The sequence below is a fragment of the Spirillospora sp. NPDC047279 genome, from assembly GCF_040643285.1.
In the GTDB taxonomy this organism is placed as follows: domain Bacteria; phylum Actinomycetota; class Actinomycetes; order Streptosporangiales; family Streptosporangiaceae; genus Spirillospora.
Window position 1 is genome coordinate 44277 of sequence record NZ_JBEYUA010000016.1, and the last position, 14632, is coordinate 58908.

Genomic DNA, 14632 nt, shown 5'->3' on the forward strand with positions numbered 1-14632 from the left:
TCCCCGCGACCGGACAGCGAGTGCCGTGCAGAACGCCACCGAATCCCCCGACGAACCCGTGAAACAGCCCCCGTCCCGCGGCGGCCGGCTGAAACGGATCGCCATCGACACGCGTCCCCTGAGCCACCCGGCGTACCGCCGCCTGTGGCTCGGCCAGGGCGTGTCGTTCGTCGGGTTCCAGGTCACCGCCGTCGCCGTCCCGGTGCAGGTCTACGACATGACCAGGTCGTCCTTCTGGGTCGGCGTGCTCGGCCTGGTCAACCTGGTCCCGCTGATCGTCTTCGGGCTGTGGGGCGGCGCCGTCGCCGACCACATGGACCGCCGCCGCCTGCTCTTCGCGTCGTCCTGCGTGACCTGGCTGTCCACCCTGCTCCTGCTCGGCCAGGCGCTGCTCGGCCTGAACAGCCTCTGGCTGATCATGGCGGTCGTCGCCGTCCAGTCGACCGGCTTCGCGGTCTCCTCGCCGACCCGGAGCGCGATCATCCCGCGGCTGCTCGACAGGGAGCTCGTCCCGGCCGCCAACACCCTCAACTTCACCGCCAGCCAGGTCGGCATGCTCGCGGGGCCGCTCTTCGCGGGAGTGATCCTCGCCACCTACGGCTACTCGGCCGCCTACGCGCTGGACGCGGTCCTGTTCACGGTCGGGCTGTACGCCGCGCTCCGCCTGCCGCCCGTACCGCCGCTCGGGGACGTCACCGGCACGCCGGGCCTGCGTTCGGTGTTCGAGGGGTTCCGCTACCTGGCCACCCAGCCCGTCCTGCTGATGTCGTTCGTCGTCGACATCATCGCCATGGGCGTCGCGATGCCCCGGGCGCTCTTCCCCGAGCTGGCCGACACGCGCTTCGGGGGAGACCAGGCGGTCGGCTGGCTCTTCGGCTCGATCGCGATCGGCGCGGTGCTCGGCGGCCTCTCGTCCGGCTGGATCGGGCGCGTCCGGCGGCAGGGCGTCGCGCTGGTCGCCGCCATCGTGGTCTGGGGCCTGGCGGTCGCCGCGGCGGGGCTCGCCCACAGCCTCTGGCTGGCCGTCGTCCTCCTCGCCGTGGGCGGCGCCGCCGACCTGGTCTCGGCCGTCTTCCGGCAGACCATGCTCCAGACGTACGCGCCGGACGAGATGCGCGGCCGCCTCCAGGGAGTCTTCACCGTCGTCGTCGCGGGCGGCCCGCGGCTGGGCGACCTGCGCGCCGGGGCGACCGCGGCCGTGGCCGGCGCCACCGTCTCCTGGGTGGGCGGCGGCCTGGCCTGCGCGGTCCTGGTCATCGTGGCCGCCCTCGCCGTCCCGGCCCTCCTGCGCTACGACACCCGCACCGCCACGGCGAACCCCGCTCCGGCCGCCGACTGACGTTCCGCCCCCGCCTGGATGATCATCCGGACTTCAGGGCGCCCGCGGCCACCTCGAGATCCCCGACGAAGCCCTCGAACGCCTTCACGCGGTCGTCGGCGCGCAGCACGGCGGACGGATGGACCGTCACGACCACCCGGAGATCACGGCCGTCGAGCACCCCCGAGGAGGGCTCCAGGACCTGGCCGCGCTCCTTGGTCACGCGGAACGAGGAGCCGAGCAGGGACCTGGCCGCGACCGCTCCCATGATCACCACGAGCTCCGGGTCCACGGCCTCCAGCTCCGCGAGCACCCAGGGGCGACACGCGCGGATCTCGCCCGCGTCCGGGGTCTCGTGGATGCGGCGCTTGCCCTTGTAGGTGAACTTGAAGTGCTTCACCGCGTTGGTCAGGTAAAGCTCGGAACGCTCGAGACCCGCCTCGGCCAGGGCCTTGTCGAGCAGGCGCCCAGCTGGGCCGACGAAGACCGCGCCCTGACGGTCCTCCTGGTCACCGGGCGTCTCGCCGATGAGAACGGCACGCGCGCTCTTCGGTCCCTCGCCGAAGACGGTCTCCGAGGCGTCCCGGTAAAGCGGACATGCCTCGCATTTGGCTGCGGCTCGGCGCAGCGACTTGAGATCATCACGGCGACGCCGGTCCCGGGGCAGGAAGGCTTCCGCGTCCGGGGCGGCGGCACGGGAAGATTTGGAAGCCATGGTGTGTTGCTCCATACCCGCCACGAGAGGGATATGTGCAGGCACCGCCCCTGAGTGGTCTGAGCAAGTAGACTCAAATTCACAAGCACTGGAGGGAGCTCGTGACCTCACACGGCCTGATCGATACCACGGAGATGTACCTCCGTACGGTTTTCGAGCTCGAAGAGGAGGGCATCGTCCCTCTCCGCGCACGCATCGCCGAGCGCCTCTCGCAGAGTGGTCCCACGGTGAGCCAGACGGTGGCGCGGATGGAGCGCGACGGGCTGCTGCGGGTCGAGGGTGATCGCCACCTCGAGCTCACCGAGAGCGGCCGCCATCTGGCGGTCTCCGTCATGCGCAAGCACAGGCTCGCCGAATGCCTGCTGGTCAACGTCATCGGACTGCCCTGGGAGGACGTCCACATCGAGGCGTGCCGCTGGGAGCACGTGATGTCGGAGGAGGTCGAGCGGCGCCTGGTGGCCCTGCTGGACAACCCGACCACCTGCCCGCACGGCAACCCCATCCCGGGTCTGGACGAGCTCGGCGGCCACGCCGACACCGCCGACACCGCCGACACCGCGCCGGTCTCGGTGATGTCCGAGGTGGCCACGCCCGCCGGCGCCCACGCGATCGTTCGCCGCATCAGCGAACAGGTGCAAAGCGACAGTGACCTGATGCTTAAACTCAAGCAAATCGGGATACAACCGGGACGCGAGGTAACTCTCGAGGCGACCGACGATGGTGTGCGGGTGACATGTGACGACGAGGCCGACAGCCCTGCGAACGAGTTGCCCCGCGACATCGCAGAGCACGTCTTCGTCAGCAAGCGCTGATTCCGTGATTCCGGGGGAGTGTGATCGCGACGCCGTGCGCCTCGTGACCTCCTCCACCCCGACGGCAAAGACGGTCTATACCGAAGATCTCCGTACCGTCCCGTCGTTCTCGCGTATCCGGACGGCCACTTCGTCGTTCAATACTGGGGACGTATCTGGATTGGGACAGGCGGGGTCATGAAGAGCTGGGGGGAATCGCCGTTCGCGGCGCACCTGCCGCCTGAGACCGTCCTGAGCCAGATGGAGATGGCGGTCATCGTCACCGACCGCTTCAGCAACGTCATCTACGGCAACTCGTTCGCCCGGCAGCTCTTCGGCTTCGGCGGGGACGAGGTGATCGGGCACTCGGTGTTGTCGCTGGGCATCGCCGAGGAAGATCACGAGCAGGCGACCGAGCTGGCCAAGCACGTCCTCAAGGGCGGTGTCTGGGAGGGCACGTTCTCCAACGTGCGCTCGGACGGCACCAGCGTCTACACGCGGGCGCACGCCGTGCCGCTGCGGCACCCGTCCGGCGCCGTCGACGGCATCGTGATCTTCGCCCGTGAGGCGCTCCGCAGCAACCAGCGAGAGCAAGACCGTTACGGGCTGTTGGAACGTATCGGTGAGCGGCTGGCGGGCTCCCTGGAGTTGCAGTCCACGCTGCGGCGGGTCGCCGACATCCTGGTGCCGCAGTTCGCCGACCACTGCTTCATCGACCTGTTCGGCGGCGGCGAGCGGCAGCACCAGGCGTACGGGCGGCTCGTGCGCCGGGTGTCGCGGCACGCCGGCGGCTGGGAGCCGCCACCCGGCACCTGGGCCGACGTCGGCGACACGATCTCCTACCCGCCCGGGCACTTCAGCGCCAAGGCGATGAGCCGCCGCGACGCCGTCCTGGTCGAGAACATGATCGAGCACCGGTTCTCCGCGCCGAGCGACTCCAGCAAGCGCCTCGGCGACGAGATGGGCATCACCTCGGTGATCTCCGCGCCGCTGCTGGTGCGCGGCGAGATGCTCGGCGTCATGAGCGTCGCGCTGTCCAACCTGAGCAAGCGGCCCGACCCGCACTACGACGGCTTCGACCGCGACCTGATGGGCGCGATCGCCTCGCGGGTCGCGATCGCCGTCGACAACGCGATCCTCTTCGAGGAGGAACGCGAGACCGCGCTGGCGTTCCAGAAGAACCTGCTCCCGAGCGAACGCCCGCCCAAGCTCGACGGGCTCCAGGTGGCCTGGCGCTACGAGCCGGCGCGGCCGATCGAGTCGCACGGGCACGGCGTGCAGACCCAGGTCGGCGGCGACTGGTACGACGTGATCCCGCTGTCGGCGGGCCGCGTCGGGCTGGTCATCGGCGACGTGGAGGGCCGCGGCGCCCGCGCGGCGGCCGTCATGGGCCAGCTGCGCGCCGCGATGCGCGCCTTCGCCCAGGACGACAAGTCGCCCGCCGAAATCCTGCGCAAGCTCGACGAGTGGGTGCGCACGATGACCCGGCCGGAGCGGCAGCGCTCGGGATGGGCGCCCTACAACGACGAGGTCCGGCCGCCGCTGGTCTCGTGTACCTACTTCGTGTACGACGCCTGGTCGCGCGTCCTGGAGTTCGCCAACGCCGGGCACGACCCGCCGCTGCTCATCGTCGACGGCGAGGTCTCGGAGCTGTCGTTCGAGAGCGAGGGCGTCATGCTCGGCGTCCGCGGCCCGGGCCTGGGCGGCGAGATCCTCTTCACCGAGGAGATCACCGAGCTCAAGCCCGGCGCCACGCTGGTGCTCTACACCGACGGACTCATCGACCGGCGGCCCAAGGACAACGGCGACTACTACACGCGCGAGGAGTCGCGCGAGATGGTGCGCGCCGCCATCGAGGCGGTCGCCCGCCGCGACGTCGAGACCATCGCGGGTGCCGCCTACGACGCCGTCCCCGGCGACATCGACGACGACGTGGCCATCGTGGTGATCCGCACCGGCGGCGACGAGCTGGCCGTCGAGGAGCGCACCTTCCCCGCCGAGCCGATCATGGTGTCGGAGGCCCGCCGGATGGCGTCCGACGCGTTCGCCGCCTGGGGCATGCTCGACGAGCAGGCCGAGCTGGCGTGCCTGCTGGTCTCCGAGGTCGTCACCAACGTCGTCCTGCACGCCACCACGACCCCGACCCCGCGCCGCGAGCTGGTGCCGTCCGGTATGCCGCAGGTCCAGTTCAACACCGCGGGCGACCTCGGCGACCTCGACGCCGTCTTCGACGAGGACGACTGGAACCTCGGCGCCGACCTCGGCCGCCGCGAGCCGGTCACCAAGGACTTCCGCCTCCGCCTCCGCCGCGGCGCCGACGCCATCTGGGTCGAGGTCTTCGACTCCGACCTCCGCCTGCCCCGCATCCGCAGCGCGGGCGAGACCGACGAGGGCGGCCGCGGCCTCTACCTGGTCGACCAGCTCGCCAGCCGCTGGGGCGCCCGCCCCACCACAGACGGCAAAGCCGTCTGGTTCGAACTCCCGCTGCGTTGATGGAGTCCCCGGCTCCGCCGGGCTCGCCTGGCGGCTGTGTTGATCGAGCTCCCGGCTCCGCCGGGCTCGCCTGGCGGCTCACCCGATGGCCCAGGAACTCGTGCGAGCGCGACGTCGCTTCGCGACCTTCGCCTCCAGCGCTCGCTTTCGGCATCGCCCCGGAGACTCAGATAACGCACTCGCGCCGGCTGAGGTCCGAACACCTATTCGCGCGGGCCGAGGCAGCCAGATACACGCTCACCTTGCTGAGACCAGATCCCGCGCTCGTGTGCCGGAGCCGGATCGTGTGCCCGTGCGTGCTGAGGCCGGATCGCGGGTCAGGGCCGATCGCGCGTCCCGCATGGTCGAGGACGGGTCTCGTGCTTGCGCGGAGGCTGGGGTCGATCACGCGCTGGCTGAGGTTCGTTCGACCTGATCGCGCGAGCTGTCGGCCAGGTCACGCGCCCACGCGGTCTGACATCTAGATCCTGTGCTCGCGTTCGCCGGAGTCGGATCATGGGTTCGGCCTGGTCGCGCGTTCTGCATGGCCGAGGGCGGATCCCTTGCTTGCGCGGGGATGGGGTTGGTCAGGCGTTCGCTCAGGGGGAGGGTGGGGCGGGTGCCTGAGTGGGGTGAGGCGGGCCGATCACATGCTCGTGTGGGTTGGGACCGGATCTCGGGCTTGGGCGGGTCGGTGACCCGGCATGTGTTCGCGCGGGCCGGGGGTTGCTCGCGTCGGCGGGGGTGGGGCACGGGGTGTGAGGTGGGGCGCTGGCTTGCGGTGGGCGGGAGCGGGTCAGGTGCTTGGGTGGGGCGTAGCGTGGGGTTATGCGGGCTTGGAGGGCTGAGCGGGCGGGGGCTTTGCGGCTGGTTGAGCGGGGGGTGCCTGAGGCGGGGGATGGGGAACTGCTGGTGCGGGTGCTGGCCTGCGGGGTTTGCCGGACGGATCTGCACGTGGTCGATGGGGATCTGCCTGTTCATCTGCCTGGGGTCACGCCGGGGCATGAGGTCGTGGGGGAGGTCGTCGCGGTGGGGGCGGGGTGCCGGAGCGGAGTGGGTGATCGGGTGGGGATCGCCTGGCTTCGGGGGACGTGCGGGGTGTGCCGGTTCTGCCGCAGGGGGGCCGAGAACCTGTGTCCGGCGTCGGTCTACACCGGGTGGGACGCGCATGGGGGGTACGCGGAATACGCGATCGCCGCGTACGCGTACGCGTATGCCCTGCCGGCGGGGCTCGATGATGAGCGGGCCGCGCCGTTGTTGTGCGCGGGGATCATCGGGTACCGGGCGTTGCGGCGGGCCGCGCTGCCGCCGGGCGGGCGCTTGGGGATCTGGGGTTTTGGCGGGTCGGCGCATCTGGCCGCGCAGATCGCGCTTGCGGAGGGGGCGGAGGTCCAGGTGTTCACCCGTTCGCCGGAGGCGCGTGAGCTGGCGCTGTCGCTGGGGGCGGCGTGGGCCGGCGACTCGTTCGATGAGGCGCCGGGGCTGCTCGACTCGGCGATCATCTTTGCGCCCGCCGGGGAGCTGGTGCCCGCCGCGCTCGAACGGCTGGACCGGGGCGGGACGCTCGCCATCGCTGGCATCCATCTGACGGATGTGCCGCGGCTCGACTACCAGCGGCACCTGTTCCAGGAGCGGCAGGTGCGGTCGGTCACCGCCAACACGCGGGCGGACGGGGAGGAGTTCCTGGCGTTGGCCGCGCGGCTCGGGATCGAGGTCACCACCCACCGGTACGGGCTGGACGCCGCGGACCGGGCGCTGGCCGATCTGGCCGCCGACCGTTTCACCGGGGCGGCCGTTCTCGTGCCCTGAGTCAGATGGGCTCGGCGGCGACGTGCGCCCAGTTCTGCGTGAACCAGAGTTCGCCGCCGATGATGCGGGGCTTGGAGCCGGTCCGGGGGCCGCCGTCGACCTCGTCCTCGAGCGCCTGGCGGATCTCGGCGGCCGCGGCGAGCGAGTGCGCCCCGGTGAGCCAGGGCTCCACCGGCCGTTCGACGGTGAAGACGTCCAGCCGGCGAACGTTGGCGCCCGCGCTGGTGATCAGGTCGGTGAGCCCGGCGATCGAGAACGTGCCAGGATGGTCGGGGTTGCGGACACGTTCGATCCAGTCGCGGTCGGCGCCCGCCAGGTTGGTGCGGACGACGTCCGCGATGATCAGGCGCCCGCCGGGCCTCGTCACCCGGAGCAGCTCGCGCAGCACCCGGCGCGGATCGCCCAGGTTGTAGAGCGAGAAACGGGTCGTGACCAGGCTGAACGTGTTGTCCCCGTAGGGCAGGGCGGTCGCCTCGGCGCGGACCGTCAGCCGGTCGGGGTCGTCGGCCGGAGGCCGGTCGCCGAGATCGCGGGCGCGGCGCAGGGAGCGGTCGGCGGGCAGGTCGCCGGACTCGTCGGCGATGCGGACGGGACCGGTGCCGAACTCCACCGTCGGAACCCGGCTCCGGCCGGCCTCGCGGCCTGTCCAGGAGACCGGTGGCGGCGGGGCCGCGTCGACGGCGGTGACATGGCGGACCTGCGGGGAGAGCGCGGCGGGCATCGGCCCGTGGCCGCGGGCCACGTCGAGGCAGACGTCCTCGCGGTTGGGCTCGGCGAAGTCGAGCAGGCGTCGTACGTGCGGGGTGACCGTGGCGCCGCCGGACTCATGGATCTCGGTCGCGGGGTGCGGCACGTCGGTTCTCCCTCGGCTCGGTCGGCTTCGCGCTGCGGGATGCCGCTCGAAGCGGGAGTGCCGACATGCCGTGCGACACGTCTCCGAGCGGGGTCTGGAAGCCGAATTCGTCAGGTATGACTCTCCAGGGGGGCAGGAAGTTCGCCTATCGGGGGCAGAAAATCGGGTCTAATGTCGCGAACTAGAGCTGTCGGCCGAACATGGCCAGCGCGACCAGCACGAACACGACGCCGACCGCCATGTACGTGGGCACGGGCAGCCGCAGCCGCAGGGCGGCCCAGCGGACGACGAAGCCGCACAGGATCGCCGTCACGACGAGGGCGAGAATGCCTTCCATGGTCACCTTCGTTCCGGGGGGAGGTGCCTCACCCGAAACGATAGACGGGCGAGTCGGGTGAGGCCCCGCCTCGAACCTCGTTCGGCCCGGGATAACCTCGCGGATGTGGCAGATGCGAAGGAAGACCAGAAGCGTGACCAAGTGGACGATCTGATGCTCCAGCTCGCGCGGGGCCGGGTCGCCCTCGGCGCGGCGGCGTTCGTCGCGCCGGGCCTGCTCTCCCGGCTCGTGGGCGGGCACCGGGGCGTGGACGCCAACCGCGACTACATCGCCCGGATGTTCGCCGCCCGGGAGATCGCCCTCGGCGCCGGATACCTGCTGAGCAAGGGGGAAAGCCGTACGTTGTGGGGCCGCCTCGGCCTGGTGGTCGACTCGCTCGACACCGTCAACAGCGTCCAGTCGCGAGGCCGACTGCCCCTGTGGGCCACCGCCGGCCTGGTCGCCGTCACCGGCGGGTGCACCGCCCTCGGCGCCGCCAAGGTCGCCAAGGACGCCAAGGACGCCGTCAGCCGCTGATCCCGCCCCGGCTGTTGACCTCGGCCGGGGTGATCTTTACCGGCGGGCTGGGTAGATCTCCGCCCATGACCGCCGAGACGACGTCCCAGGAGCAGGGCAGGTCCATGCCCCAGGGCAGAGACCTGTACGTGATCCTCGGCGCGCTCATGCTCGCCATGCTGCTCGCCGCCCTGGACCAGACGATCGTCTCCACGGCGCTGCCGACGATCGTGAGCGAGCTGGGCGGCCTCAACCACCTGTCGTGGGTGGTCACCGCCTACCTGCTCTCGGCCACCGCCTCGACGCCGCTGTGGGGCAAGCTGGGCGACCAGTACGGGCGCAAGCGGCTGTTCCAGACGTCGATCGTGATCTTCCTGATCGGGTCGGCGCTGTGCGGCATCGCGCAGGACATGACCCAGCTGATCGCGTTCCGCGGGCTCCAGGGCCTGGGCGGCGGCGGGCTCATGGTGCTCGTCGTGGCGATCGTGGGCGACGTGGTGCCCGTCCGCGAGCGCGGCCGGTACCAGGGTTTGTTCGGCGCGGTCTTCGGGGTGTCGAGCGTGTGCGGGCCGCTGCTGGGCGGCTGGTTCGTCGACAACCTGTCCTGGCGCTGGGTGTTCTACATCAACATCCCGGTCGGCATCCTCGCGCTGATCGTCATCGCCGCGGTCCTGCACACCACGTCCGCGCGCGAGCAGCACAAGATCGACTACCTGGGCACGCTGCTGATCGTCGGCTGGGCGGTCGGGCTGGTGCTGATGACCACCTGGGGCGGCACCCAGTACGACTGGGCGTCCCCGCAGATCATCGGGCTGGGCGTCGGCTCGGTGATCCTGATCGTGGTGTGGATCTTCGTGGAGCGGCGCGCCGCCGAGCCGATCATGCCGCCGCGGTTGTTCCGGGAGGCGGTGTTCTCGCAGAGCTCGGCGATCAGCTTCGTGGTCGGCTTCGCGATGTTCGGCGCCATGACGTTCCTCCCGATCTTCCTGCAGGTGGTGCACGGGGTCTCGCCGACGTTGTCGGGCGTGCACCTGCTGCCGATGATGATCGGCATGCTGGTCGCGTCGATCGGCTCCGGCCAGCTGATCAGCAACACCGGCCGCTACAAGATCTATCCCGTCATCGGCACGCCGATCATCGGGGTGGCGATGTGGTTGTGCTCGCGGATGGACGAGAACACCTCGACGTGGTCGATGAGCCTGCGCTTCGCGCTGCTCGGCTTCGGGCTCGGCCTCGTCATGCAGGTGCTCGTCATCGCCGTGCAGAACGCCGTCCCGTACGAGGACCTCGGCTCGGCCACCTCGGGCGTGACGTTCTTCCGCCAGATCGGCGGCTCGTTCGGCGTCGCGGTCTTCGGCTCGGTCTTCGCCAACCGGCTCGCGTCCAACATGGAGGAGGTCGCCCGGAGCGGCGAGCTGCCGCCCGGATTCGACCCGACGGCGGCCGAGGGCAACCCCAAACTGCTCGACCAGCTCCCGCCGCAGGTCCGGGGCGACGTCCTGCACGTCTACGCCGAGTCGATCCAGACGGTCTTCCTGTGGGCGGTGCCCGTCGTCGCCGTGGCCGTCGTCCTGACGTGGTTCCTGCGCGAGGTGCCGCTGCGGGCCACCTCGCAGGCGCAGGACTACGGCGAGGGGCTGGGCGCCGCGCCGACGGTCCGTTCGTCCAGGCACGAGATCGAACGTGCGCTCAGCTCGCTCATGCGCAAGGACGACACCGCCAAGGAGCTGTACGCGCGGCTGGGCGCGCACGCCGGGGTCGACCTGCCCGCCGGCAGCATGTGGGCGCTCTGCCGCATCGCCAAGGACGGCTCGGTCTCCGGTGCCGACCTCGCCGAACGCGCGGGCGTGTCCGTCGAGGACGGCAGGCCGTTCGTCGACCGGCTCGTCGACGGCGGCCTGGTGATCCGCCGGGACGGGCGGCTCACCGCCACCGAGCAGGGACTGGAGACGGCGGAACGGCTCTTCGAGGCGCGCCGCCAGGGACTCGCCAGGCATCTGGACGGATGGTCGCCCGAGGAGCACCCTGAACTCACCGAACTGCTCAGCGAGCTCTCCCGGGAGACACTCGGGGACGACGCCGACGCGAAGGCCGTGCACGCCTCCCACGACTAGCATCCTCCGTGGTGGGACGGGTTCCGCCGACACCATCGAGACCCAGGTCACATGGCGTTGCGTCCGCAGGGATGTAATCTCATACTGACTAACCGAATCTCACTCGGTTTCGGGACGGAACCCCAACCCCACATTTGGAGGCGTAGTGGCCGAGGCGTACATCGTCGGCGCGGTCCGTACCCCCGTCGGCACCAAGAAGGGTGCCCTGAAGGACGTCCACCCCGCCGACCTCGGTGCCCACGTGCTTAAGGAGCTCGTCAACCGCACCGGTGTCGACCCGTCCGCCGTCGAAGACGTGATCACGGGCTGTGTCATGCAGGTCGGGCCGCAGTCGCTGGACATCGCGCGCACCGCCTGGTTGTCGGCGGGACTGCCGGAGAACGTGCCCGGCGTGACCATCGACCGGCAGTGCGGCTCCTCGCAGCAGGCCATCCACTTCGCCGCGCAGGGCGTGCTCTCCGGCACCCAGGACCTCGTCGTCGCCTCCGGCATCGAGCAGATGGCCGTCGTGCCGATGGGTTCCTCGGTCGCGATGGCGCTCGAGAAGGGCATGCCCTTCCCGTACGGCGACGGCTGGGCCGAGCGTTACGGCCAGCAGGAGATCTCGCAGTTCCGCGGCGCCCAGCTGATGGCCGAGAAGTGGGGCTTCTCCCGGGAGGACCTGGAGAAGTTCGCCCTGGAGAGCCACCAGCGCGCCGCCAAGGCCATCGAGGCCGGCTACTTCGACCGTGAGATCGCCCCGATCGCCGGGCTGTCCAAGGACGAGGGCGCCCGCCCCGACACGACCCTGGAGAAGATGGCGGGCCTCAACCCGCTGCGCGAGGGCTGGGCGATCACCGCCGCCGTCGCCTCGCAGATCTCCGTGGGCGCGTCCGCGCTGCTCATCGCCTCCGAGGAGGCCGTCAAGCAGCACAACCTGACCCCGCGCGCCCGCATCCACACCCTCACCGTGTGCGGCTCGGACCCGGTCTACATGCTGACCGGCCCGATCCCGGCGACCGAGAAGGCCCTGCAGCGCAGCGGACTGAAGATCGACGACATCGACGTCTTCGAGGTGAACGAGGCGTTCGCGCCCGTTCCGATGGCGTGGGCCGCCGACACCGGCGCCTCGCTGGAGAAGACCAACCCCAACGGCGGCGCGATCGCCCTCGGCCACCCGCTGGGCGCGACCGGCGGCATCCTGATGACCAAGCTGCTGCACGAGCTGGAGCGCACCGGCGGCCGCTACGGTCTTCAGACGATGTGCGAGGGTGGCGGCCAGGCCAACGCCACGATCATCGAGCGCGTCTGATCCGAGCGCGTCTGGATCTGAGCGCATCTGATCTGAGCACGCCAGTCGGCGGGCGGGGACCTTCGGGACCCCGCCCGCCGTCGTCCGAGGAGGGGCATGTACGAGGCGATCCTGTACGAGGTGGCCGGCCGGGTCGCCACGATCACGCTCAACCGGCCGGAGGCCCGGAACTCGCTGAGCGACCAGATGATCGACGAGCTGCTCGACGCGTTCGCCCGCGCCGCGGCCGACGATGACGTGCGGGTGATCGTGCTGACCGGGTCCGGCGACCGGGCGTTCTGCGCCGGCGCCGACCTCGGCGGTCTCGGGGCCAGGCAGGAGGCGGGCCGTTCGGTCGCCGACGGCGACGCCATCCGGGAGAGCGCCCCGTACCGGCTGTTCACCGCGTTCCCCACGCTGGGCAAGCCGATCATCGCCCGGCTCGCGGGGCACGCGGTCGCGGGCGGCCTCGGGCTGGCCGCGGCCTGCGACCTGGTGATCGCCGCCGACGACGTCAACCTCGCCACCCCGGAGGTGAACGTCGGGCTCTGGCCCATGATGATCATGGCGATCATCAACCGGAACGTGCCGCCGAAGCAGGCGTTCAAGCTCTACTACACCGGACAGCGGATCACCGCCGCCGAGGGCCGCGAGATCGGGCTGGTCACCGAGGTCGTGCCGCGCGCCGACCTGGACGCGCGGGTGGCCGAGCTGGCGGGCGTGATCGCCGCCAAGAGCCCGATCGGCCTGCGCCTGGGCCGTCAGGCGTTCTTCGCCATCGAGGGCCGCCCCCTGGAAGACCAGGTCGCGCACCTGCTCGGCGAGCTGGTCACGCTGGCCGGCACCGAGGACGCCAAGGAGGGCATCACCGCGTTCCTGGAAAAGCGGACCCCGGATTACCGAGGCCGCTGACCTGCGCCGACGGCGTGGCGCCGGACCTGCGGGCGCCGGCGTGGTTGAGTGATCGACCATGCCGGTGGTGGAAACGGGAATGTCGCTGCCCGTCGACGACGAGCACGCGCCGCTGTACTCGGTGGGCCAGGTCGCCGCGATGTTGCGGCTCCGCGAGGCGTTCCTGCGGCGCCTGGACGAGTTCCAGGTCGTCCGCCCGCGCCGGACCGAGGGCGGCCAGCGACGGTACTCCCGGCACGAGATCAAGCGTGTGCGGTACGTGGTGGAGCTGGTGGGGGAGGGCATGACGCTGACCGCGATCCGGCGCGTCCTCGAACTCGAACAGCGGGTCCGCGACCTGGAGCGCCGCCGCGAGGAGGACGCCCGCCGGATCCGCGAACTCGAGTCGCGTACCCGCAACCGCCGAGCCCCCGTCCCGCCCATGTGACCGTCATCCCCGTGCCCGTCCTCCTCCCGGTGAACGGCCCGCACGAGCCCCGTGAAGAGCCGCGGGTGGCCTTCGGCCAGAGGGCGCGCGGGGGTCAGAGGGTGAGGGTGAGGGTGCGCTGGATGCGGGCGGCGGTGGCCTGCATGCGGTGCACGGACGCCTCGATCTTGGGGAGCTTGCTGGACCGGCAGGAGATGGCGAGCGCGCCGACGACGCTGCCGGTGCCGTCGGTGACCGGGACCGCGGCGCAGCCCGTGCCGATCGCGTACTCCTCGTGGTCGAGCGAGAGGCCGGTCGGCTTGGCGAGCGAGCGCAGGAGCTGCTGCTGGTCGGTGATGGTGTGCGGGGTGAGGTCGACCAGCGGGTGCCGGGCGAGGTAGTCGCGGCGGCGGTCCTCGTCGAGCTGGCCCAGCACGCACTTGCCGATGGCGGTGGCGTGCGCGGCGTCGTCGAAACCGACCCACAGGTCGACCCGCGGCGTGCGCGGGCCGTCGGCGATGTCGACGATGCGGATCTCGTCGTCCTCGTGGATGCCGAAGTAGGAGGCGACGCCGAGCTCGTCGCGCAGGGCCATCAGGGTCGGGCGGATGCGCGCGAGCAGCTGCTGGGTCTTGCTCTGGCCGTGCAGGGACTGGACGCGGTCGCCGAGGACCCACACGCCGTCGGACAGGCGGGTCGCGTAGCCCTCGTGGGCCAGGGTGCGCAGCAGGTGGTAGGTGGTGGCGAGCGGCAGGCCGGCCTCCCGGGCGAGCTGCTTGGCAGGCGCCCCGTTGGGATGCGACGCCACCGCCTCCATGAGGTGCAACGCCCGTTGCACCGAGGCGATGAGAGTAGGCCTCCGTGTCTCATCCATCACGCACAGCGAACCCCTCTGGCCTCGTTGGGTCAAGGCCTTTCGCGATACCGGGCTCCATTGGATCACTTCTCGCCCGGCCGGAACGTGCGTTTCCGGAAGCAGGCAGCTATTCCCTCTTTGTGGAACGGTCCTTTACAGGAGGCTTTCCTTGGAGAAAGAACTTTGTTCCCAGGGGCAACCAATGGACACTTCTCTCGCGCAGGCCACATGGGGGCTCTACTCAGGGGTACAACTCGGGAGTAACTTCGCAAGGGACGGCCGGA

Annotated in this window: 13 protein-coding genes; 9 read left to right on the plus strand and 4 right to left on the minus strand. The window is 70.8% G+C overall.

What is annotated here, in order from left to right; all coding sequences use genetic code 11:
- Window positions 1–25 precede the first annotated feature (25 nt).
- Complete coding sequence (locus ABZ810_RS34580) at window positions 26–1339, plus strand: MFS transporter (protein WP_358410444.1); 1314 nt, start codon at window positions 26–28, stop codon at window positions 1337–1339.
- A gap of 22 nt (window positions 1340–1361) precedes the next feature.
- Here ABZ810_RS34580 and ABZ810_RS34585 read toward each other — a convergent pair whose 3' ends face one another.
- Window positions 1362–2033, minus strand: coding sequence for a UdgX family uracil-DNA binding protein (locus ABZ810_RS34585; RefSeq protein WP_358410445.1), 672 nt, complete (start codon window positions 2031–2033; stop codon window positions 1362–1364).
- A 101-nt stretch (window positions 2034–2134) separates the two neighbouring features.
- On the opposite strand from ABZ810_RS34585, the gene ABZ810_RS34590 reads away from it, so the two are divergent.
- The 3 genes from ABZ810_RS34590 (at window position 2135) to ABZ810_RS34600 (ending at window position 7105) form a co-directional block, all read left to right on the plus strand.
- Window positions 2135–2845, plus strand: coding sequence for a metal-dependent transcriptional regulator (locus tag ABZ810_RS34590; protein ID WP_358410446.1), 711 nt, complete (start codon window positions 2135–2137; stop codon window positions 2843–2845).
- 177 nt (window positions 2846–3022) lie between these two features.
- Window positions 3023–5317 carry a SpoIIE family protein phosphatase gene (locus ABZ810_RS34595; RefSeq protein ID WP_358410448.1) on the plus strand — a complete coding sequence of 765 codons (2295 nt, stop codon included), beginning with the start codon at window positions 3023–3025 and terminating at the stop codon, window positions 5315–5317.
- Window positions 5318–6124: 807 nt separating this feature from the next.
- Window positions 6125–7105, plus strand: coding sequence for a zinc-binding alcohol dehydrogenase family protein (locus tag ABZ810_RS34600; protein ID WP_358410449.1), 981 nt, complete (start codon window positions 6125–6127; stop codon window positions 7103–7105).
- Between the two features lies 1 nt (window position 7106).
- Here the strand turns inward: ABZ810_RS34600 and ABZ810_RS34605 are convergent, their stop codons facing one another.
- Window positions 7107–7958 carry a methyltransferase domain-containing protein gene (locus ABZ810_RS34605; protein WP_358410451.1) on the minus strand — a complete coding sequence of 284 codons (852 nt, stop codon included), beginning with the start codon at window positions 7956–7958 and terminating at the stop codon, window positions 7107–7109.
- Window positions 7959–8139: 181 nt separating this feature from the next.
- The gene (locus ABZ810_RS34610; RefSeq protein ID WP_358410452.1) at window positions 8140–8295 is read right to left on the minus strand and encodes a hypothetical protein; all 156 of its coding nucleotides are present in this window, start codon (window positions 8293–8295) and stop codon (window positions 8140–8142) included.
- Window positions 8296–8436: 141 nt separating this feature from the next.
- Here ABZ810_RS34610 and ABZ810_RS34615 point away from each other — a divergent pair, with 141 nt between their 5' ends.
- The 5 genes from ABZ810_RS34615 to ABZ810_RS34635 all read left to right on the plus strand — a co-directional run bounded on the left by ABZ810_RS34615 (window position 8437) and on the right by ABZ810_RS34635 (window position 13513).
- Complete coding sequence (locus tag ABZ810_RS34615) at window positions 8437–8811, plus strand: hypothetical protein (RefSeq protein WP_358410454.1); 375 nt, start codon at window positions 8437–8439, stop codon at window positions 8809–8811.
- A 65-nt stretch (window positions 8812–8876) separates the two neighbouring features.
- Window positions 8877–10904, plus strand: a complete 2028-nt coding sequence (locus ABZ810_RS34620) for an MDR family MFS transporter (protein ID WP_358410456.1) — start codon at window positions 8877–8879, stop codon at window positions 10902–10904.
- Window positions 10905–11049: 145 nt separating this feature from the next.
- A complete protein-coding gene (locus tag ABZ810_RS34625) occupies window positions 11050–12195 on the plus strand; it encodes an acetyl-CoA C-acetyltransferase (protein ID WP_358410458.1) in 1146 nt (381 codons plus the stop codon).
- A gap of 96 nt (window positions 12196–12291) precedes the next feature.
- Window positions 12292–13086, plus strand: a complete 795-nt coding sequence (locus ABZ810_RS34630; RefSeq protein ID WP_358410460.1) for an enoyl-CoA hydratase-related protein — start codon at window positions 12292–12294, stop codon at window positions 13084–13086.
- Between the two features lie 67 nt (window positions 13087–13153).
- Window positions 13154–13513, plus strand: coding sequence for a helix-turn-helix domain-containing protein (locus ABZ810_RS34635; RefSeq protein WP_358410462.1), 360 nt, complete (start codon window positions 13154–13156; stop codon window positions 13511–13513).
- A gap of 94 nt (window positions 13514–13607) precedes the next feature.
- Here the strand turns inward: ABZ810_RS34635 and ABZ810_RS34640 are convergent, their stop codons facing one another.
- Window positions 13608–14330 (minus strand): IclR family transcriptional regulator, encoded by a 723-nt coding sequence (locus ABZ810_RS34640; RefSeq protein ID WP_358410463.1) that lies wholly within the window; start codon window positions 14328–14330, stop codon window positions 13608–13610.
- Window positions 14331–14632: the final 302 nt, after the last annotated feature.